Source organism: Pusillimonas minor (assembly GCF_014237865.1).
In the GTDB taxonomy this organism is placed as follows: Bacteria; Pseudomonadota; Gammaproteobacteria; order Burkholderiales; family Burkholderiaceae_B; genus Neopusillimonas; species Neopusillimonas minor.
In genome coordinates this window covers 446,267-467,854 of sequence record NZ_JACJUU010000001.1, presented here as the reverse complement: position 1 = coordinate 467,854, position 21,588 = coordinate 446,267, and the positions used below count along the sequence as shown (strand labels likewise).

General features: G+C 56.1%; 19 protein-coding genes and 2 tRNA genes. 14 read left to right on the top strand and 7 right to left on the bottom strand.

Annotation, left to right across the window (positions count from 1 at the left end; all coding sequences use genetic code 11):
* Positions 1–28 precede the first annotated feature (28 nt).
* The 5 genes from pilM to GTU67_RS02370 form a co-directional block, all read right to left on the bottom strand.
* Positions 29–466 (bottom strand): type IV pilus biogenesis protein PilM, encoded by a 438-nt coding sequence (pilM, locus tag GTU67_RS02390; protein ID WP_185778570.1) that lies wholly within the window; start codon positions 464–466, stop codon positions 29–31.
* 2 nt (positions 467–468) lie between these two features.
* The gene (gene pilN / locus GTU67_RS02385) at positions 469–2,187 is read right to left on the bottom strand and encodes a PilN family type IVB pilus formation outer membrane protein (protein WP_185778569.1); all 1,719 of its coding nucleotides are present in this window, start codon (positions 2,185–2,187) and stop codon (positions 469–471) included.
* A gap of 7 nt (positions 2,188–2,194) precedes the next feature.
* Positions 2,195–2,653, bottom strand: coding sequence for a TcpQ domain-containing protein (locus GTU67_RS15480; RefSeq protein ID WP_185778568.1), 459 nt, complete (start codon positions 2,651–2,653; stop codon positions 2,195–2,197).
* Positions 2,654–3,663: 1,010 nt separating this feature from the next.
* Complete coding sequence (locus tag GTU67_RS02375) at positions 3,664–3,942, bottom strand: hypothetical protein (protein ID WP_123660981.1); 279 nt, start codon at positions 3,940–3,942, stop codon at positions 3,664–3,666.
* A 251-nt stretch (positions 3,943–4,193) separates the two neighbouring features.
* Positions 4,194–4,279 (bottom strand) — tRNA-Leu (locus GTU67_RS02370).
* A gap of 107 nt (positions 4,280–4,386) precedes the next feature.
* Between GTU67_RS02370 and GTU67_RS02365 the strand changes: the two genes are divergently transcribed.
* The 9 genes from GTU67_RS02365 to GTU67_RS02325 all read left to right on the top strand — a co-directional run bounded on the left by GTU67_RS02365 (position 4,387) and on the right by GTU67_RS02325 (position 15,441).
* Positions 4,387–4,944 carry a phosphorylase family protein gene (locus GTU67_RS02365; RefSeq protein ID WP_221893228.1) on the top strand — a complete coding sequence of 186 codons (558 nt, stop codon included), beginning with the start codon at positions 4,387–4,389 and terminating at the stop codon, positions 4,942–4,944.
* A 148-nt stretch (positions 4,945–5,092) separates the two neighbouring features.
* A complete protein-coding gene (locus tag GTU67_RS02360) occupies positions 5,093–6,637 on the top strand; it encodes a phytoene desaturase family protein (RefSeq protein ID WP_185778567.1) in 1,545 nt (514 codons plus the stop codon).
* Between the two features lie 126 nt (positions 6,638–6,763).
* Entirely contained in the window at positions 6,764–8,293 is a 1,530-nt protein-coding gene (locus GTU67_RS02355; protein WP_185778566.1) for an ABC transporter substrate-binding protein, read from the top strand.
* A 67-nt stretch (positions 8,294–8,360) separates the two neighbouring features.
* On the top strand, positions 8,361–9,365 hold the full coding sequence (locus GTU67_RS02350) for an ABC transporter permease (protein WP_185778565.1): 1,005 nt from the start codon (positions 8,361–8,363) through the stop codon (positions 9,363–9,365).
* Positions 9,358–10,233 (top strand): ABC transporter permease, encoded by an 876-nt coding sequence (locus tag GTU67_RS02345; protein ID WP_185778564.1) that lies wholly within the window; start codon positions 9,358–9,360, stop codon positions 10,231–10,233. Before GTU67_RS02350 ends, GTU67_RS02345 begins: the two co-directional genes overlap by 8 nt.
* 5 nt (positions 10,234–10,238) lie before the next feature.
* Positions 10,239–11,150 (top strand): ABC transporter ATP-binding protein, encoded by a 912-nt coding sequence (locus GTU67_RS02340; protein WP_185778563.1) that lies wholly within the window; start codon positions 10,239–10,241, stop codon positions 11,148–11,150.
* Positions 11,143–11,970, top strand: coding sequence for an ABC transporter ATP-binding protein (locus GTU67_RS02335; protein ID WP_185778562.1), 828 nt, complete (start codon positions 11,143–11,145; stop codon positions 11,968–11,970). The genes GTU67_RS02340 and GTU67_RS02335 overlap by 8 nt, the downstream gene beginning before the upstream one ends.
* Before the next feature lie 256 nt (positions 11,971–12,226).
* A complete protein-coding gene (locus tag GTU67_RS02330; RefSeq protein WP_185778561.1) occupies positions 12,227–13,561 on the top strand; it encodes a GGDEF domain-containing protein in 1,335 nt (444 codons plus the stop codon).
* The gene (locus GTU67_RS02325) at positions 13,555–15,441 is read left to right on the top strand and encodes a putative bifunctional diguanylate cyclase/phosphodiesterase (protein WP_185778560.1); all 1,887 of its coding nucleotides are present in this window, start codon (positions 13,555–13,557) and stop codon (positions 15,439–15,441) included. The genes GTU67_RS02330 and GTU67_RS02325 overlap by 7 nt, the downstream gene beginning before the upstream one ends.
* Before the next feature lie 19 nt (positions 15,442–15,460).
* Here the strand turns inward: GTU67_RS02325 and GTU67_RS02320 are convergent, their stop codons facing one another.
* Entirely contained in the window at positions 15,461–16,117 is a 657-nt protein-coding gene (locus GTU67_RS02320) for a peroxiredoxin (protein ID WP_185778559.1), read from the bottom strand.
* A gap of 199 nt (positions 16,118–16,316) precedes the next feature.
* On the opposite strand from GTU67_RS02320, the gene GTU67_RS02315 reads away from it, so the two are divergent.
* The 5 genes from GTU67_RS02315 (at position 16,317) to GTU67_RS02295 (ending at position 21,414) form a co-directional block, all read left to right on the top strand.
* A complete protein-coding gene (locus GTU67_RS02315; protein WP_185778558.1) occupies positions 16,317–16,601 on the top strand; it encodes a helix-turn-helix domain-containing protein in 285 nt (94 codons plus the stop codon).
* Positions 16,602–16,609: 8 nt separating this feature from the next.
* Positions 16,610–17,707, top strand: coding sequence for a carboxynorspermidine decarboxylase (locus tag GTU67_RS02310; protein ID WP_185778557.1), 1,098 nt, complete (start codon positions 16,610–16,612; stop codon positions 17,705–17,707).
* 36 nt (positions 17,708–17,743) lie between these two features.
* Complete coding sequence (locus tag GTU67_RS02305; protein ID WP_185778556.1) at positions 17,744–19,039, top strand: saccharopine dehydrogenase family protein; 1,296 nt, start codon at positions 17,744–17,746, stop codon at positions 19,037–19,039.
* Between the two features lie 72 nt (positions 19,040–19,111).
* Positions 19,112–20,983: an amidohydrolase gene (locus GTU67_RS02300; protein ID WP_185778555.1), complete on the top strand. Its 1,872-nt coding sequence runs from the start codon at positions 19,112–19,114 to the stop codon at positions 20,981–20,983.
* 122 nt (positions 20,984–21,105) lie between these two features.
* Positions 21,106–21,414 carry a hypothetical protein gene (locus GTU67_RS02295; protein ID WP_185778554.1) on the top strand — a complete coding sequence of 103 codons (309 nt, stop codon included), beginning with the start codon at positions 21,106–21,108 and terminating at the stop codon, positions 21,412–21,414.
* Positions 21,415–21,458: 44 nt separating this feature from the next.
* Here the strand turns inward: GTU67_RS02295 and GTU67_RS02290 are convergent.
* Positions 21,459–21,548, bottom strand: a tRNA-Ser gene (locus GTU67_RS02290).
* Between the last annotated feature and the right edge of the window lie 40 nt (positions 21,549–21,588).

Genomic DNA, 21,588 nt, shown 5'->3' with positions numbered 1-21,588 from the left:
CCTGCAACGCGCCCGCGGTGCCAGCCGACTAAAGCATCAAGACAATGCTCCCATTCGGTATGGCGGCGGGCAAAGGGATAGAAGAATGAGAGTGGGGCGATTGCAACTGTCCGTTGCGTGCTACGCCCGCGCTGGCGGGGACGGCCGTCCCCAGAATTGCCATCAAGTCTGGCTTGTCGTCACGCGGTGTGTAATAGACATAAGCATTGGTCGAATCAATCAAAGCGTGCAATTGCGCTGAAGGGGTGAACCAGTTGGGTAAGCCCAGCGCTGCGAGGTTGACCGTGCCTAATTCGGCGGGGTTGTCCCGACGGTAAGCAGCCAGTGCGTTGCGTACAACGAGCAGGTCGCTTCCCAGCGTGCGTGCGCGAGTCTCTTTGTTGAGCGTTTGTGTTGATCGACCTACCTCATATACCTTGTCCTGAATCGTCATGACTATAAGAAGAACCAGGAAAAATACCGGCATGGCTAACTGTCCTGCTGCGTCGGCATGATGCGTGGCGAAATAATGATGACCAGAACGCGCCGGGTCTTTTCACGGGCACCACCGCCCGTCACTGCCCAGGCCGAGGTACCGCCGATACCTTGCTTGTTTGACGATTCGCTGGCTTCCTGGAAGTCCGAAATCACCAAAGTTTGGCCAGAACGCATCCCAACCCGTTGCAAAAAGGTCTGACGATCCACAGACGCGGTATATTCCGGCCGCTCGGGGTTGCCGGGGACCATTTCAATGCGAGCCGGTGGCGACATGTTCAGCGAGAACTGAAGGGTCAGGTGCTCATCATGAATGTCCGGCAATATGTCCATGGCAAACCCTGTGACCACGCTGCAGAGCGTCGTTGATTCGGTAGAACCGACTTGAGCCGTGTTGGTTTGACTGCGGCCGCACACATATTGGCGCTCGTTAGTCAGGTGGATCGGGGTAGGCTGCAGGTGCTGCGTTGTGACACCCCGTTGACGCATGATGGACACGGCCCCTTGTTTGGACAGGGCGCTCAAAATAGCCTGGGTGCCGCCAAACTGGCCAGCACGCCCGGAAGCGGTATCCAAAATGCCAAAACCCACACTGGCAGAGCTTTCCAAAGGAGAAAATCCGTTGGTAAAACCAGCACCAAAACTGCCGTTTAATGATCGCCACACCATGTTCCAGTTGATGCCCAGACTGTCCGAGTCGGTCAGCTCTACAGAGGCCACCGTCACATACAGCATGGCTTGTCGGCTCATACGCGCATTGGTGTTCTCAATATATTGCCCAATGCGGTCCAGCACATCGGGTGTGTCGGTCACGGTAATTGTGCCGATGGACGGAGAAAATGCGTGCTGTCCGACCCCTGGGGTCAGCATGGCCTGAACAGCGCGTTGCACATCGGCGCCAAAGCGCGATTTGATGCTCATCAGCGTGCGTTGCGATGTCTCAGAGGTTGTTTCGCTGGCGCTGGTGCCGTTGCCACTCCCCCCCGTGCCGGAGGTCAGGCTTGCGCCACTGGTGACATTGGCCTCGACATCGAGCTCTGAAGAAAGGGCGACACGAAATGTGCGCGTGTCTAAATAGTGGATCACGACCGCATTGTTGCGATACGACCAGGACAAGCCCAGTTGAGAGGTCACCACATCCAGCAGCCCAGATAGTGGTTTGCCCAGCCATCGAAGCGGTTGAATCTGGCGCTCACCACTGGTGGAGTAGGCAAAGTTTCGGCCGGTTGGCGCGTTGGCTGCGGGTGCCATCGCGGCTGCGGCTGGCCCCAGAGAGGGCACCATCGGCACAGTGCCCCCCATGGCGGGGGTAGCGCTTGTTTGAATTGACCCGCCTGCCAAGGCCGCCCAGGCGTCTTGGCTAATACGTATAGGCAGCTGACAGTCGGCCGCTACGATCTGCGTGAAATCCACCAGCGAAAGGGGCGCATCAGCAATCAGACGGACTCGGCAGTCCTGCGCGGTAGGAATTTTCTGGGTCCGTTCAGTGCTCGGCTTGATTTGCTGGGTTGAGATCCAAGGCTCGTCGACCTTCGTGATGATCTCGCGCCCTTCACGATGGGCATCGATTTGTTCTAGGGCGATGTTGAAGGCTTCTTGAGCAACCTCTGGCGCATCGTCAATGCGCTTATAAGCAGCACAACCAGAAATAATTGCAAGGCAAAGCGTTGAGGCGACCAGGCGTATAGCTGGCCGATAATTAAAAGTAGGCATGGGCTTATTAATCCGTTGGAGCTTTCACGACCAGTACCTGGTTGGCATAGGCCGTGACGTTAAAAGAGCGCCCCGCGTCGCGGTAGGCGTTAAATACGTGCGATGCGGCCGCCAGGAAATCCGGTGCCTGTATAGAGAAGGGCGCTTCGATCCGATAATCCGATTCGCTGGCCCAGCGAACAATCCACCCTTGATCAGCCCCCCAGTTGCTCAGCATTTCACTCAGGGTCATACCGGCCTGTGCGGACCACGTCAGTAGCGGTGGCGCGGGTTCAGGCACAGGTTCAGGTACAGGATCGGGTTCGTGTTGCGTTCCAGTCTGGGGCGCTGGACTTTCAAGTTCGTCTGTCTTACTAAGAGCCACAGCGTCGGACTGGCTGCCTTGCTCGACCTGGCCTGGGGCCCGTTCGCTGTTCGAGTGCGGCGTGCCATTTGTGTCTTGCTGCTCTTTGACGCTTGTTTTCACGCTTGAGCCTTGATCTGTAGCCTTTGCATCAGAGGGGAGGCTACTGGCTATATGTAATGGGGACTCGCTTTTGACCTCGGGTAAGTTCACTGGCTGGGCGCTTGCCTCGCTCGGTGCAGGGAGGGTTGGCGACGGTTCCGGCGTGCTCATCGGTTCGGGAAGAACAACTTTTACGGGTTGCTCTGGCCAGGTAAAGCTGACACGCTCTAAGGGGAGTCGAGTAGCAGAGCTGTCCAGCTGTTCATTTGGATTGAATGTCAGCAGTACGGGCCACATCGCAAGCGGCTCTTCCGGTGGCGATAGCTTTGCCAGTTGAGTGTTCTCTTCTATTAGAGGCGCTTGTGTTTGTGGGGTGTCTCCTTTAGCGGTTGGAGAGGAAGTTGTATCGCTCGTCGCTGTGATTTCGCTACTCGTTGCCGGCGGTTGGACGGTTTGCGTCGAGGCAAGGGCGATCAGCTCTGGCTGGCTGGGGTGGGCGAGCATTGGGCCAGCCCACGGACGGGGGTTAGGTGCAGTCAGATTGATCGGTATGCGTTGTCCCTCTACAGGCTTGGGCGGTTTTTTTGGTACGAATCCGCACCCGCCGACGAGCGTTGCCGCCATCAACGCTGCAGCCTTGATGTGCAATTGCATCTAAATAGCTCCGGATTATTAGGGCAAGACCCGTGACGAGTTACGTTTTTTGGTCTTGGGAAGGTCGCCAGGGGGTGACGCCTGATCGGGTTAGCTCGGCGTGCGCGGCTCGAACGTCGCCTGGCTTACAAATGTGTCGCAGCAAAAGAACGACCTCAGCCACGGCTGGCCATAAGTCAGTGGGTACATCGCTAGGATTGTCCAGAATCGTTAGGCGAAGTTGAGCGATTTGGTCTGCAACATCGTTTTCGTTCACGCTGGCCAGGCGCAGCCTCAAGTACTCAGAAAGACTGATACCTAGCTTTGTGGCCGCAATGAGGTAGTGTTGATGTTCCTCGTCAGACATTCGAATTGATATCAGTCGTTCAAGAAGTGGCCTACCCATCACTACGCTCCACAATGATCTGGCCCACCTGTTCGGCATAGGCGCTACGAAAGGCCGACTCCCTAAGATGTCTTTGAATGGCCGAATCGTTATAGCGCTGGCAATGCTCCCAGCAACGAACGTCTCGAAATTGCGATAGGGTCATGCCCGTTTCGCTTTGAAACCAGACCAATGCGGCGTGACGTGCAGCGCGAATGGCTTCTGGAAATTGCGGACGCAAGAAGTTTGGACGCGCGCTTGTTGCGGCGCCCTGTATGTTGGGTACGTACATGAGAAGGCCCTATTGAATTAGGCAATCAGAAATCGTGATTGCCATAGGCAGCACCACCTATACATCAAGGTATAGATGATGACTTTGCGAATTGCTAACTAGAACGGTTTCAGGCGAGAGTCTGCCCAGATAGGCAATGAAAGACACTCATGAAACTCAGAGAAAAAGAGAAAGCGGAACGTGTTCAGCAAGTTATGCGGAACACTTCCAGATATGCAAAGGGCCAGTACTTCGGAAGCCTTTGATTTTATTGGTGCGTCCAGCCGGAATCGAACCGGCACGATCAAAGATCGAGAGATTTTAAGTCTCTTGCGTCTACCAATTCCGCCATGGACGCCAAGCGCGTAATTATGACATAAATGGCTGGGCGAGATGGCGCAAACCGTCACGACAGCCGTCAGCCTGGTCTTGTATGTTGTCGCGTCAGGTTACATAATGCGCTGCATGAGCGAAAAACTTCTTCTTGTCTGCGCCTTACCCGATGAACTTGTTCCGGGCAGCTTGCCTGCCAATGTGCGAGTTGTATACACCGGTATGGGCAAAATCAACGCGGCCATGGGCACGTTAAAGGCCATCCACGAATCCCGGCCGTCACTCATTCTCAACCTGGGTACGGCTGGCGGCTTAAAAGAAGGTCTGACGGGTTTGTTGCCCATCGGGCGTGTGGTGCAGCGCGACGTCGTCACGTCGCTGGCACCACGCGGGCAAATGCCGTATTGCCCAAGGCCGCAACAGTATTTTTCAATTCAGTCTTCGGGGCATACGTGTGGAACAGGAGACAGTTTCGTAACGGCGCACGACCCGTGGTTCGATCACGCCGCCATCGATCTGGTCGACATGGAGCTTTACGCCATTGCCGCAGCGGCACACGAACATAATGTGCCCTGGATGTCGTTCAAGTACGTGTCCGATCGCGCCGACGATGCCGCCGTCGACACCTGGAAGCGTGACAAGCACCTTGGTCAGCAGCTTTTTCTAGAGGCGCTGAAAAAATTTCTTTAGTCGTTGCAGCATGTGCGTTGAACGTGCGTTGCGTGTGTCTGCAAGGCGGCGCCAATGGCCATAATGGCAGGCAAGTTTTTGTAGTTGTATTTAACCCTGGTATCGCTGCTGCAGCGGCCAAAACCCCATCGTTTAAACAGGATGTTGTATGAGTGTGATTGTTATTGGGTCGGGCATTAACGGGTTGGTGGCGGCGGCCGAGCTGGCCCTTAAAGGGCAAACGGTTACTGTGCTCGAGCGCCTTGACCGGCCCGGCGGCGCGGTGCGAACCGAAGCGCTGACGTTACCTGGTTTTCGTCACGATGTGGCCGCAATGAACTTGTCAATGTTTGCCGGCTCGGGCTTTCACAAGGCGCATGCCTCGGTACTGGCCACGCATGGTCTCGAGTTCGTGCCGGTCGATCGCCCCTTTGCGTCAGTTTTCCCCGATGGTGATTACTTCGGCGTTTCCACCGACCTTGAAGAAACGCTCTCTACAATTCGCCACCCCGAAGATCAGGCGGCCTGGAAGGCCGGTCTGGTTGCTTTCCCAGGCAAGGCCGGCGCGCTGGGCACGCTATTGTCTGCCCGCATGACAAAAGGCGGGTTATCCAGGGCGGGCTGGCAAATTTTGCGCAGCCAGGGCTTTACTGGTGCGCTCGACCTGATGCGGCTGCTGGTGTCATCCCCACGAAACTGGGTTGAGCAAACCTTTACCGACCCTCGTCTGCATGCGGCATTGGCAACCTGGGGGCTGCATCTCGATTTTGCACCCGACATCTCGGGCGGGGCTATTTTTCCTTACCTCGAAAGCTTTGCCGGGCAAGCCATGGGTATGGTTATTGGCAAGGGTGGCGCCGACACGGTCACCCGATCGCTGGTGCAACTTATTGAATCGCGTGGCGGCAGCGTGCGATGTGGCGCCGAAGTCGATCGTATCAATGTTGTCGGCGGCCAGGTTCAGGGGGTTACGCTCACCTCGGGTGAAACGCTCAAGGCCTCAAATGTTCTGGCTAACGTGGCGCCGCGCGCGCTCATGCGTCTGCTGTCAGGCCAGAGCGGCGACGCCGGCTTCGACGCGGGCATGAAGGCGTTCCGGCATGCGCCCGGTACCATGATGATTCATCTTGCACTGTCCGATCTGCCGCCTTGGCAGGCCCAGGCGCTAAAAAAATTCGCGTACGTCCACATCGGCCCCACGCTTGACGACCTGGCGCGTACCTACCAGCAGGCCATGGCCGGGTTGTTGCCCGATGCGCCGGTACTGGTGGTGGGTCAACCTACGGTATTCGACCCTTCACGGGCGCCAGAGGGTAAACATACCTTGTGGGTCCAGGTGCGTTGTCTGCCCGCCGACATTCGCGGTGATGCTGCCGGGCAAATCCAGGGCAGGGCATGGGCCGATATCAAGCAGGCGTATGCCGACCGTGTCATGGCGCAAATCGAGCAATACGCGCCGGGCCTGTCGGGTCTGGTGCTCGGGCGTCACATCGTATCGCCACTCGATCTCGAAGCCGAGAATCCAAACCTGGTGGGCGGTGATCAGGTTTGCGGGTCGCATCATTTGTCCCAAAATTTCTTGTTCCGCCCGGTACGAGGTTTTGCCGACGGTCATACGCCGGTCAAAGGCCTGCATATGGTGGGTGCCGCAGTTTGGCCGGGTGGGGGTACCGGTGCCGGTTCGGGCTATATGGTGGCCCAAAATGTGCGTTAGTTCCGGGTTAACACCAGTGGGTAGTTCAACCTTCAACCTTTAATATGTAAAGCGAAACATGATTTGGCCTTTTATCACCAATTTTTTCAGGGCCGGCTCATTGTCATCCACGTAAGGAAACACACCATGACGCATACAAGACGTGACTTCCTGCAGCTTAGCGTTGCTGCAGCCGGTATTTCGGCCATTGGTATGCCGGCATATGCACAAAATGCCGGTCAAGACCTGGTTATTGCCTACAACACGGGTGTACCCAGCTGGGACCCAACCACGGGGCCTTCCGGGGTTAACCCCAAGCTGCAGGCACTTTACCTGTCGGTTTTCGATCGCTTTATCCAGCAAGAAGCCGACCTGAGCTTCAAGCCTGGTTTGCTCACCGAGTGGGGCTTTACCGACGACAACAAAAAAGTGCGTATGGTGGTTCGCGAGGGCGTCAAGTGGCACGATGGCTCGCCCTTTACGGCCGAAGACATCGCATGGTCGCTGCAACGCGCCGCCGATCCTAAAACCGGTAACCCAGGCCAGTTCGTCTGGAAAAACCTCACCAACTTCAAGGTCGACGGTAATGTCGTTACGGCCGATGTCGTTCAGTTCGAACCCACCATTTTCAAATGGATGGCGTTCCTGACGGGTTATGTTTTGCCCAAGGCCTACTTTGAAAAAGTCGGCCCTGAAGGTTTTGAAAAAGCCCCTATTGGTACAGGCCCCTACAAAATCGACGCCTACGAGCGTGGCGCCTATGTGCGCCTGGTGGCCAACAAAGACTACTGGGGTGGTAAGCCGGCCTACGACGTGGTCACCATCAAGTTCGTCCCCGACGCCGCCAGCCGCGTTGCCGAGATCGAATCCGGCAATGCCCAGGTCACGATGGAAATCCCCTACGAAGAATTCGACCGCCTCAAGCAGAAGCCTGGGCTCAAGGGCGAAGCCTTCCCGATTTCCGATATCGCCATGATCTTCCTGAACGATGTCGGCCCCATGCTCGACAAAAACGTTCGTCTGGCTGCGCATCACGCTATCGACAAGCAACTCATTATCGACCGTCTGTTGCGTGGCTACGGCGTGCCGCTGTCAACGCTCGAGGCCCCCGAATACGATGCCTTCGATCCCAACCTCAAGTTCGAGTACAACCCCGAAAAGGCCAAGCAGTTGTTGGCGGCGTCAGGCTTCTCGCCCGAAAAGCCGGTCAAGTTCACAATTCAGACCACACGTGGTTTCAAGCCTAAAGATTACGAAATGATCCAGGCCATTGTGGGGATGTGGCGTCGGGTGGGCATCGAGGCCAACATCGAAATCTACGAGATTGCCAAGCACTTCGAATTGCGCGGTGCCGACCAGCTCGCTCCGGCAGCTTTCTACAACTGGGGGAACGCCATTGGTGACCCAACCACATCGACGGGTCACTCGATGTTCGGGCCTTCGCCTCACTCCGTATGGGATTCCCCCGACCTTATCGAAAAGATCGGACCACTGTGGGCCGAACCCGACGAAGCCAAGCGCATCCAGGGTTGGAAAGATGTCAGCGCTTACATTATGGAAAATGGCTACGTTATTCCGTTGCTCCAGTATGTGCTGCCCGTCATCCACTCTGACAAGGTCGTTGTCCCTGCGGCTGCCACAGGCGACGTCACCGCGGCTTCCATGAAACCCGCCTAAGTTGTTCTTTTGATCCGGGCGGCCGCTCTGGCCGCCCGCCACATTCCGCGACAGTTCTGCTGCACCCATGTTGAAATCTATTCTTATCCGGCTAGCCACGATGTTCGTGACGCTGGTCGGCGTCGCTATTGTTGTTTTTATCCTGATACGTGTCGCGCCAGGCAACCCGATTGCCATGATGGTGTCGCCCGGGGCAACCGAGGCGGATATCGCCCAGCTGACAGCGCTGTACGGGCTCGACAAACCGCTGCTTCAGCAGTTCTTTATCTGGGCAGGCGGCGTATTGCAGGGCGATTTCGGTACGTCAATCACACTCAAGCAGCCGGTCGCCGGCCTGGTTCTCGAGCGGTTGCCGGCCACGCTCGAGCTTTCCATTCTTGCCTTGTTAATTGCCATGGCCATTGGCGGCGCCACGGCCGTTTGGGGTGCCAAAGAACGGGGGCGCCCCGGCGAGGCTGGTGTCGACTTGTTCAACGGCGCGACCCTGTCGATCCCCGACTTCTTGTGGGGGCTGTTGTTGATTCTGCTGTTTGGCGTGCTCTGGCCTGTGTTTCATATTTCGGGTCGGGTTTCACCCCAGCTCGATCTCGACTTCACCACCAATTTTTACCTCTTCGAGGCCTTGGTACGGTTCCGGTTCGACGTGCTGCAAGACCTGATGGCCCACATGCTGATGCCGGCATTGTCGCTGGCCTTGCCTTTGGCAGCGATTATTTCGCAATTGCTTAAGCAAAGTCTTAAAGATGTGCTGCAACTCGACTACACCGTGCTGGCTCGCGTGCGCGGTTTTACCGAAACCCAGGTCATTTTGCGCGAGGCGCTGCGTAATGCTGCGTTGCCCACGCTAACGCTCATCGGTGTGCAGTTCACTTTTCTAATCGGGGGCACCGTCATTGTCGAACGCCTCTTCGCCTACGAAGGTCTGGGCAATATGGCCATCGATGCGGTGATCAATCGAGATCTTCCCCTGATTCAGGGCATTGTCCTGATGTTTGCTTGTTTGTTTATTTTGGTGAATTTGGTAGTTGATATTGCCTACACCTTCCTTAATCCGAGGCTGCGTCATGGCTGAAGCCACTGTAAACGCCGTTCCCGCCGAGCCGCGGGCACGTGTACGTAAAACAAATTTAAGGCTCTGGTTGTCAGCCTCCTGGATCGCCATCGTGGTCCTGGCTGCGTTGCTGGCTCCGTTTATCGCGCCGCATAATCCGCTCGAACAAGACTTGCTGCTCGAGCGTTTGCCCCCCATCGGTTTCAGCGGTTACGAAGCCGGCTTCTTTCTGGGGACTGACAGCCTCGGGCGCGATGTCTTGTCTCGCCTTATATACGGTGCACAAATTGCGTTAACGGTTGCGCTGGTTGCCGCCACAGCGGCATGCGCTTTTGGCTCGGCGCTGGGTTTGCTGGCCGGTTACTTTGGCGGTTGGGTAGACCGCGTGGTTTCGCGGCTTATCGATATCTGGATGGCATTTCCGCCGGTGCTGTTTTCCATTTTGCTGGTGGCTGTACTGGGAACGGGCCTGACATCTGTCATTTTGGCTATTGCCATCATCGACTGGACGCGTTTCGCCCGTGTGATCCGTGCCGAGACCATGGTTCAGACACGCATGGATTACGTCCAGTCGGCCCGTATCGGGGGGGCAACGCGCCTGGGTACCCTGGTTAGCGAGGTCGTGCCCAATGTGCTGCCTACGGTGGTGGCCTTGCTGGCCCTTGAAATGGGTGTGGCCGTTATCGTGGAAGCCATTCTCAGTTTCGTGAACCTGTCTATTTCGTCCGACTCCCCAACCTGGGGCGGCATGATTGCCGAAGGGCGGGCCTCTATTCATTTTGCCTGGTGGGTGCTTGTGGCGCCGCTCGTGGTGCTTTTTCTGACGGTGCTGTCGTTCAGCCAGTTGGGTGAAGGCCTGAAAGACCAGTTCGACCCGCTGGCAAGGTAAGCAACATGACACTAAGTACACACAATGTTGGCGCCGACACGGCCCAACCCACACTCGAAGTCAATGGCCTGAATGTCGCATTAAGGGGCGGTAGCCGCCTGTTGCGCGATGTTTCCCTTTCGGTGCAGCCGGGCGAAGTCCGCGCGCTGGTCGGCGAAAGTGGCGCGGGTAAAAGCATGATCGGCAAAGCGGTATTAGGTGTTTTGCCACGCAACATCGAGGTGACCTCGGGCCAGATTTTGCTGCAAGGCGAAAGCCTGGATGCGCTTGGCGCCGCGCAGCGACGCCAGACGGTGGCCGCGGCGGCGTCACTCATTCCGCAAGACCCATTAACCGCCCTGAATCCGTCGCGCCGGATTGGCGTGCAAATTACCGAACGTCTGGTCAAGCGTTTGGGGTGGAGCAGTGCCGACGCGCAGGCGCGCGCCCTCGAGTTGCTTGATCGGGTGCATATCCGCGACCCTAAACGAGTGATGGCGTCGTACCCGCACGAACTGTCCGGCGGTATGCGCCAGCGTATTCTTATTGCGGCCGCGTTTGCACCCAAGCCCAGGCTTATTGTCGCCGACGAACCCACAACCGCGCTTGACGTAACAGTGCAAAAGCAGATTTTGCGCCTGATTCGCGAACTGCAGGCCGAGTCCGGTACGGCGGTTTTGTTCGTAACGCACGACATGGGCGTTGTGGCCAAAATCAGTCAAACGGTTACTGTGCTTTTCGCCGGCAAGGTCATGGAAAGCGCGCCCACTCGCGAGGTATTTGCCAACCCGCAGCATCCATACACGCGGGCGCTTATTGGGGCAACGCCGCGTTACACCCACCCCGACGAACCCCTTAAACCGGTGCCGCCCGAACTGATTGCCAACCTGAAGAAAGAAATTGCGCTGGCCGATGCCAACGGAGCTGCCCATGTCTGAGCCTTTGTTTCGTGTCAAAGATTTGCGCCTGTCACTCCCCGACATGTCGCGCAAGAAGCTGTTTGGGCCGACCCCCCGAATCGAGATCCTCAAAGGGCTGACGTTCGATCTGCCTGCCGGGGAAATCATCGGTATCGTGGGCGAAAGCGGCTCGGGGAAGTCGACCCTCGGGCGTGTGCTGGTTCGGTTGCTTGGGGTCTCGTCGGGCCAGGTGTTGTTCCGTGGGAAAGACATTTCACGTCTTACCGAAGAGCAGGTCAAGCCGCTTCGTCGTGATCTCCAAATGATCTTCCAGGACCCGATGTCCTCACTTAACCCGCGTCATACTGTCGGCCGCATCGTTGCGTCGCCGCTCAAACGGTACGGCTTCGATAATCCGCGTCGCCGCGCCATCGAGGCACTTGAGCGGGTTGGCCTGCCTGCTGCGTTTGCCGCCCGGTATCCGCACGAGCTTTCGGGTGGGCAGCGTCAACGGGTGGGTATCGCCCGGGCAATAGCGCTTAACCCCTCGTTTATTCTGGCCGACGAAATCGTGTCCGGGCTTGATGTGTCTTCGCAAGCGCAGGTGCTAACCTTGCTGCAAGACCTTGCTGCCGACATGAATCTCACCATTGCCTTTATCAGTCACGATTTATCGGTCATTCGTACGGTGTGCTCGCAGGTGATTGTGCTTAACCATGGCGAAATCGTCGACGCGGGGCCCTGCGACCAGGTCTTCAGTAACCCGCAAAGCAGCATTACACGCACACTCATTGACGCCATCCCGCTACCCGAAATAGACGACGCCTGGTTCGACAGCGTCCGGCTGGCCGAAGCCTAGCCAGCAGGCCAGCGTTTATCGTATGCAAGCATCATCAAGTGTGGCCGGGCAGCTTTCTACCCGGCCTTTTTTTATCGACGAACGGTCAGGGGCTTATCTGATTTTTGCGGCTGTTTTTCGAGGCTGTGCTTTGCCGGATATGTTGTTGTCAAAAAATGGGTGTAAGCTTTAGTCGTCTGTTTGTTCGAGTTTGCATTATTTTGCAAGGCGGCGTTTCGTGTCGTTTGGCGCAGTCCGACTGCATCAGGTACCTTTCATGACCCAGCCCCATCCGCAACCGTCGTCACATTATCTCGACCTGTTGCTCGATGTCGTTTTTTTGGTCGACGCCGAGGGTCGGGTCGCGTACGTTAGTGCCGCCTGTAATGCTGTACTTGGGTATACCCAGCAAGAACTTATGGGGCGTCGCCTGCTCGATTTCGTTGCCCCCGAAGACCACGAACGTACGCGTGCCGAAGGCCAACGCGTCTTGTCAGGCGAATCGCGGGCAGGTTTTGAAAACACCTATTTGCACAAAAGCGGGCGTCGCGTTCGTCTGATGTGGACGGCGCGGTGGTCGGAGGCCGACCAGATGCGTGTTGGTGTGGCGCGTGATGTTACCCAGCGTCGCCAGCTCGAGGCTGTTCAAACCGTTACTTTTGCGCTCTTCGAAGCGACCAGCAAGGTCAACGACACCGCCTCGTTGTTTCAGCAGGTGCACGACGCTTTACGCCGTGTTATTCCGGTCGAAACCTTCGCTGTGGTCACAGTGTCCGATAGCCACCCCGGTGTGGCCGGGCATCTGGTGTTCAATTGTTTTGGGGCCGGCCCCCGGCTGCCTGCTGCGCAGGCGGCCCAGGCCCGTCATCAATGTCAGGCCGTTTACAACACAGCGCTTAAGGGGGGCTCGTTTCAGGCTTTTATCCAAGACGGCTGGTGCGTCGCGCCGCTAATGGTGCATAACCGTTTGTTAGGGGCGGTTGCCTTGCAGGCTGACTTCACCGTACTAAACGTCGACGGGGGCATGGCTTTTTGGCCGTATTTCTTTGGCCAGCTCAGCCTGGCCGTCGAGCGTTTGCAGTGGCAGGCGCGCCTTGTGCGTCAGGCCAGCCACGACGAGCTCACAGGTCTGCCCAACCGACGTGCGTTTAACGAACGTCTTGCCGCCGCGGTATCCCGGTGCCAGCGGCAGGGTGGCCGTATGGCGCTGTTGTTTGTAGATCTCGATAACTTCAAACAAATTAACGACACGCATGGCCACGACACCGGCGACACGCTGCTTCGCGCATTTGCAAATCGCCTCAAGCACGGCTTACGCCTGGAAGACGCAGCTTACCGTTACGGCGGTGACGAATTTATTGTTTTGCTTGACGACGCGGTGTCACACGAGGCGATCGACACGGTTGTCGCCAAAATTATGCATATTGCCGGCTTACCTGTAGACACCGGCGCAGCCACACTCAAAATCAGTGCCAGCGTGGGTGTGGCTCTGTTTCCCGATCATGGCGCCGATGCCGAATCGCTTATTGCTTATGCCGACCAAAAAATGTATTCACGTAAACGGTCCCGCGGCGCTGCCACGCCATCTTATGCAGGCGGGGCGTCATGCTGATCATTGATCTGGTCAAGAATATTGCGTTACTGGTTGCCCTGGTGGTGGCGTATCAGGTGGCCATGTCGCGCAAGCGGCGCGATATGCCATCGGGCAAAGTTTTGTTCGGCGTGTTGCTGGGGCTTACTGGTATTGCCGCCATGATGACGCCGGTCGATTACGGCAACGGTATTATTTTCGATGGACGAACCATATTGCTGTTTGTCGGCGGGGTGTTTGGCGGGCCACTGGCTGCGGCAATCAGCGCGTTGTTTATGGCCGCCTATCGTGTCTGGTTAGGCGGTGATGGCATGTGGGTCGGGCTGCTTACCATTCTTATGTCGGCCAGTATCGGCAGTGTGTATTACTACATCCGCTTGCGTTCGGGCGGCGCGCTTGGTTTTGCCAGCGCCTGGCTGGGCGGTGTTGTTGTGCACGCGTGCATGTTAATGCTGTTTTTACTGTTGCCGGCCGGCATTGGTTTTATCATTGTGAAGCAGATCTGGTTCACGGTTTTTCTGGCCTATCCGTTGGCAACGGCGCTGGTCTGTCTGCTGTTTCAAGACTACGAAGAAAAAGAACAATCCCGCCTTAACCTGCACAGGCTGGCCTACTTCGACGGTCTTACCCGTTTGCCTAACCGTCTGTTCCTGTACGAGCGTCTGCAAGACAAGGTCGCGCAGTGCGTGGGTACGTCGCAGGTGGGGGTCCTGGTGCTGGTCCACGTCGATCGTTTTTCGCGCTTTAACGATGCGCGAGGGCATGCTTTTGGCGACAAACTTTTGGTGCAAATGTCCGAGCGCCTTGACACCGTACTCGACGGTCGCGGGGCCCTGTCGCGTATGTCCGGTAGCGAATTTCTGGTTTTGCCCCACGAAGTCTATGACACGCGTTCTTTGGCCGAGGCCGGGGCTAACGCGCTGGTCGAGCAAATGCAGGGCGCATTCGCGCCCGACTTCAATATTGACGGGATTAAGGTGTCGGTGGTTGCCAGTATCGGGGTTGCCTGTTTCCCGCTCTCCGATACCGATACCGCAGGCGAGGTCTTGCGTCGGGCCGACACCGCCATGCATCGGGCCAAAGCCGCAGGGGGTAATCAGGTGACGGTATACGAAGCGTCCATGTCTACACTCGCCGAGCGTCAGTTTCAGCTTGAGTGTGAACTGCGCCAGGCGATCCCGGCGGGCCAGTTGCTGGTGTATTTGCAGCCGCAAGTTGACACTACTGGCCGGCTTGTGGGCGCCGAAGCGCTGGTGCGCTGGCAGCACCCCGAACTGGGCCTGGTGTCGCCTGCTTCGTTCATTCCGTTAGCCGAAGAATCCGACCTTATCGCCGATCTTGGCATTTGTGTGCTCAGGCAGGTGTGTACGCATATTGCCGCAGGCCGTTTCCCCGACGCTCCCGGCTTCAGGGTGTCGGTCAATATCAGTCCGCGTCATTTTCATCAGCGCGGTTTTGTGGCGTCGATCAAATCCATTTTGGCAGAAACCGGTGTTGACCCGCGCAAGTTAACGTTTGAGGTCACCGAAAGCTTGCTGATCCGGGACGTCGACGACGTGATTTCAAAAATGCAGCAACTTAGCGCATTGGGCTTGCATTTTTCGCTGGACGATTTTGGTACTGGCTATGCATCACTTACCTACGTCAAGCATTTGCCCATTCATGAACTGAAAATCGACAAAGTATTTGTTCATGATGCACCCGTCGACCCCGACAGTGCAGCATTGGTCGAATCCATTCTGGCTGTGGCGCGCCATATGCACCTTAATGTGGTCGCCGAAGGTGTCGAGACGCCCGAGCAAGCCGAGTTTTTGAGAGTGCGCGGCGAAGTCATTTACCAAGGTTATCTGTTCGGCAGACCCGAGCCTGCCGATGCCTGGTTTGAGCGGCACTCGCCCTAGGACGGTGCCGCTGTACTCCTTACTTTTGCGGTGCTTTTGCAAAACGCAAATAGGGCAACTTGATGTCGAGGTTGCCGAATTTTTCTTTGGCCTGCTCGTCGTTCAGGCTAAGCGCCACAATAACGTCCTGACCAGGCACCCAGTTCGCCGGGGTGGCAATGGGTACGCCGTCGGTTGCCTGCACGGCATCAAGCGCACGCATGATTTCGGCAAAGTTGCGCCCGACCGACATGGGGTATGACATGGTCAGACGGATTTTTTTATCGGGGCCAACAATGAAAACGGTGCGTACTGTGGCGCTGTGTGCGGGCGTGCGGCCGTCGGGCAGGTAGGCATCGGCCGGCAGCATGTTGTACAGCTTCGACACGTTCAACGAGGTGTCGTCAATGATCGGGAAGTCGGCCGGGGCGCCGGCAACGGCCTCGATATCGCGCTTCCATTTTTTATGGTCTTCAACATTATCTACCGAAACCCCCAGCACTTTGGTATTGCGTTTGACAAATTCGGGTACCAATTGGGCGACTGCGCCGAACTCGGTGGTGCATACGGGGGTGAAGTCTTTGGGGTGCGAGAAAAGGATGGCATAGCTGTCGCCAACCCAGTCGTGAAACGTGATTTGACCGGCGGTCGAGTCGGCGGTGAAGTTGGGGGCAACGTCGTTGATTCTTAAAGACATGGCTGATCCTTTGTGATGTTGAGGAAAATGCAAAGGTTAAACACCAGGCAAAAGGCCTAAGGTAAATATGCATTTGACTGCATATGACTTATAGGCCATAATTCGGCCCTTGTGTTAACTGTAAGCTGTTTGTAATAACGGCTTTTGCGCCATTTTTGCGCAAGCGTAACAATCATACGCCTGGCTCTACCATAACGCTATGTCCAAAAAAAATCTTGATACGCGTCAATTAACGCTCCTTGCGGGCGTGCCGACATTAACGCTTAAAGAGCTGCGAAAGCGCGCTGGGCACACCCAGGACGAGATGGCGTTGGCATTGGGGGTTGGGCAAGACACAGTGTCGCGCCTTGAAAAGCGCGATGACATGTTGCTGTCCACGCTGCGTCACTATGTTGAAAGTATAGGCGGGCAACTTTCTCTGGTCGTGACACTGCCAGGCCAGCCTCCGGTACAAATTGCGCATCGCGACGGCAAAAAAGATTAGTTTTTTATATGATTCAGACCCCTTATTACCTCATCGATAAATCGGCGCTGCTGCGTAACCTGAAAATTATTCAACGGGTGCGCGAGCAGTCGGGCGCTCGTGTGTTATTGGCCCTTAAGTGTTTTGCGACCTGGTCCGTCTTTGACTTGATGCGCGAGTACATGGACGGGACCACATCATCGTCGCTGTATGAAGTCAAACTGGGTTATGAGAAATTTGGTGGCGAAACCCATGCCTATAGCGTTGCATTTGCCGACCACGAAATAGAGGCGGTTGTCGCCAACTGCGACAAAATTATCTTTAATTCCATCAGTCAGTTGAATCGTTTCGCGTCTGGCGCCGGCGGTAAGCCCGTAGGGTTGCGGCTTAATCCAGGGGTAAGCTGTGCGGGTTTCGATCTGGCCGACCCGGCCCGTCCGTTCAGCCGGTTGGGCGAGTCCGATCCTCAGCGCATTATCGACGTTGTTGATCAGATCAGCGGCGTGATGATCCACAACAACTGTGAAAATAAAGACTTCGACCGCTTTGACGCGCTGTTGGCCGATGTCGAGGCGCGTTACGGCGAGCTACTGCATCGGTTGGATTGGGTCAGCCTTGGGGGTGGCATCAGCTTTACCGCCGACGGGTATCCGGTGGATGCGTTTTGTGCGCGATTAAAGCAGTTTGCCAATACCTACGGTGTGCAGGTTTACCTCGAACCGGGTGAGGCCACCGTGCGGCACACGACCACGCTCGAAGTCAGCGTGCTCGACACTGCCTTTAACGGCAAAAACCTTGCGGTAGTCGACAGCTCGACCGAAGCCCATATGCTCGACCTGCTTATCTATCGCGAAACTGCGCCGCTGGGTCAGGCCCAGGGTGATCACGTTTACCAGGTGTGCGGCAAAACCTGCCTGGCGGGCGATATTTTTGGTGAGGGGCGCTTCGATCGCCCACTGCAGGTGGGCGATCGTATCTCTATTGGCGACGCAGCTGGCTACACCATGGTCAAGAAAAACTGGTTTAACGGCATTCATATGCCATCAATTGCAGTCAAAGAACTCGATGGCACGGTCCACGTCGTTCGCGACTTTTCCTTTGATGATTATGTCGCCAGCTTGTCCTGACGACACCCTTTTCACTTTGGTAAGAGAGAACATGCTATGAAGCGCAATGTCCTGATTATTGGTGCCGGCGGGGTCGCGCAAGTTGTGGCGCACAAGTGCGCCCAGAACAACGCTGTGCTGGGCGATATCCATATCGCGTCGCGTACGTTGGCCAAGTGCCATGCCATCATCGATTCTGTTCATGCCAAAGGCAGCATGCAAACAAAAGGCGTATTGCAGGCCCACGCGCTTGATGCCCTTGATGTCGAGGCCACCAAATTTCTGATTCGTGCCACCCATAGCCAAATTGTTATTAACGTCGGTTCGCCGTTTGTAAACATGTCGGTATTGCAGGCGTGCATCGACACCGGTGCTGCCTACATGGATACCGCCATCCATGAAGATCCGCTTAAAGTGTGCGAAACACCGCCCTGGTATGCGAACTACGAATGGAAGCGCCGCGAAGCATGCAAAGCCGCGGGTGTGACGGCCATTTTAGGTATCGGGTTTGACCCGGGCGTAGTCAATGCCTATGCGCGTTATGCCATCGACCACCATTTCGATCAGGTCGATTCGATCGATATTATCGACATTAACGCGGGTAGCCATGGCCGGTACTTTGCGACCAACTTCGACCCGGAAACCAATTTCCGCGAGTTCACGTCAACGGTGTGGTCCTGGGAGAACAACGCCTGGAAAGCAAACCAGATGTTCGAGCATCGCAAAGACTGGGACATGCCCGTCACTGGTGTGAGCACAACATATCTTACCGGTCACGACGAGCTGCATTCCATGTCTCAGCACTTGGGTGTGCCCAACATCCGGTTCTGGATGGGCTTTGGCGAGCATTACATTAATGTGTTCAATGTGCTCAAGAACCTGGGGTTGCTGTCAGAGCAACCCGTTCGTACGGCGCGGGGGCAAGAGGTCGTGCCGCTTGAGGTCGTGAAAGCTGTATTGCCCGACCCGGCGTCCTTGGCACCCGCTTACACCGGGAAAACTTGCATCGGCGATCTGGTCAAAGGGACTAAAGACGGTCAACCTGCCGAAGTCTTGATATACAACGTTTGCGATCACGAGGCCAGCTACCACGAAGTAGGCAGTCAGGCGATTTCTTATACCGCAGGTGTACCGCCAGTAGCTGCGGCGCTTCTTATTGCCGAGGGTGTCTGGGATGTCGGGGGTATGGTCAACGTCGAAGAGCTCGACCCTGCGCCGCTGATCGCCCAAATGAATCGTATGGGTCTGGTTACGCGTATCCGCCATGCGGCGGGCGATAACGTGCTCGATCCGGTTTGCCCGGTTGCCGCGTCATTGGGTGATGACCGCCAGGGTGAACTGAAATACGGCTAGGTCTACATCTTGCAAGGTCCTGTATCCTTCGGGTTATGACATCGTTTCATCACCCGGCAGGAGACAAGATTAATGCTATTAAACCGATCACTTAGCGCGATAACACTGGCCTGCAGCACGATGCTGTGCGGCCAGACTCTCGCGGCTCAAATTGCCGATCAAATCTGGTTTGGTGGTCCTATCCTGACCATCAACGATGCGCAGCCCAAGGTGCAGGCCGTCGCGGTTAAAGACGGGAAAATCCTGGGCCTGGGTTCGCTGGATGACGTCAACGCGTTAAAAGGCGACACCACCAAAATGATCGACCTGAAAGGCAAAACGATGCTTCCGGGTTTTGTCGATGCGCATGGCCATGCATTCATGATCGGTTTGCAGGCTGTTTCGGCCAATTTGCTGTCTCCGCCCGATGGCGAAGTGACCGATATTAAAAAGTTGCAAGCCACGCTTGAAAGCTGGGCGCAAAAAAATGAAGGCACGGTGAAAAGCGCCGGTATGATTTTGGGGTTTGGTTACGACGACGCCCAGTTGGCCGAGCAACGTCACCCCACGCGCGAAGACCTCGATGCGGTATCCAAAGATATCCCCGTGCTCGTGATTCATCAGTCGGGGCACTTGGGCGTATTAAACAGCAAAGCCCTTGAGCTTGCAGGTATTTCAAGCAACACCAAAAACCCGGAAGGGGGTGTGATCCGTCGCGAAGAGGGGTCTCAACAACCTAATGGCGTGCTCGAAGAAGCCGCGTTTTTCGGGTCGCTAGCCAAGCAATTCGGAAAGATGACGGCGGAGCAAGCACAAGGCTTGTTTGTCGCGGGGACGCATTTGCTGGCCCAGTATGGCTACACTACCGGGCAAGAGGGGCGCGCAACGTCTGGCATTGTGCCTTTCATGCAGGCTTCTGCCGCCGCCGGAAAAATACCCATCGAAGTCGTGACGTACGTCGATGTGCTGCAAGATCGAGACTTCATTGCCAAAAACGTTAGCCAGGATTACGTAAACGGCTTTCGGGTAGGCGGGGCAAAGCTGACGATCGACGGGTCGCCGCAGGGTTTTACGGCCTATCGTGACCGCCCATACTACAAGCCGCCGCAAAGTTATCGTGCCGACTATCGCGGCTATTCAGCGGCTACGCCCGATCAGGTCTTCGATGCAGTCGATTGGGCCTTCAAGAATAATATCCAGATCATCACTCATGCCAACGGCGAGGCAGCGTCCGACATGTTGCTTGCGGCCATAAAAACGGCCCGCGGCAAGTACGATGCGGCCGACCGGCGCGCGGTATTAATTCATGGTCAGTTCATGCGCAAAGACCAAATTGCGCTGCTCGACGAGCTTGACGTCTTCCCCTCGTTGTTCCCTATGCATACGTTTTACTGGGGCGACTGGCATCGGGATCGTACCGTTGGGCCCGAGCATGCAGATAATATTTCGCCGACCGGTTGGGTTCGTGAACGCGGCATGATGTTCTCGACCCATCATGATGCACCGGTTGCGTTCCCCGACTCGATGCGCGTCTTGTCGGCGACGGTAACCCGACGCTCTCGTTCCGGAGACATCCTTGGGCCGCAACATCGCGTTGATGTCATGACGGCGCTTAAGGCCATGACGATCTGGCCCGCCTATCAGCACTTTGAAGAAGACAAAAAAGGTTCGTTGGCACCAGGCAAGCAAGCCGACTTTGTTGTTTTATCTGAAGACCCCACAGCCATTGACCCCGAAAAGCTGGCCGACATCAAAGTTTTGCAGACCATCAAGAAAGGGCAGGTAATTTTTGTGCAAGACACAAAAAATGCCGCCTTGAATATGTCTGTTGCCATGGGCGACACGGTATCCAGAATGCTGAATGCCTGGGAACACAGCGCCGGCGATCATGGTCATAGCGGGCATGCGCATGGGCCCGAATTGCTGATGGGGGCGATACTGTCAGGGCTGCAGCAGGGTAAATGAGCTGAGCTATAAGTTTGGCTTGGCGCTGTAACTTACATTGCGATTTAGGTGGATTACCCCTCTTCAGAGTAGAAGAGGGTGGCCCCGCACTCACCGCACAAGTGTTCGCGAGTGAAGGTGCCTTGAAACAAATTGCGTATGCGTACGCTTCGGTTGCTGCAAGCGTAACAAGATACTTTTCCCTGCTCGCTGATCGCCCCAGGGTATTTGTTTTTGTACCAAGCGAAATTCTTGGTTTGCAGTTTGCGAATGCGCGAAAACTTATAGAAGCCGACGGCCGTCCAGATGCCTCCGAAGAGGATGAAGAAAATCTGCCCGGTCGACAACGCGAAAATGAGAATGCAGACGCCCGCAACGAAAAAGGCCAAGCCAATGTATTTGGTAAAGTTTCTTTTCATGGGCCTAATTCTAGAAGCGCGTTCGGTGCTTGAAAAAACAAAAAAGCGCCCTTAAAAGGCGCTTGTTTGTTGGGGGTTGGCGGAAGCGGTGAGATTCGAACTCACGAAGGGCGCAAACCCTTGCCGGTTTTCAAGACCGGTGCATTCAACCGCTCTGCCACGCTTCCGTATACTTGCCAACGCAAGCCCGCAAGTTTAGCCTATGCC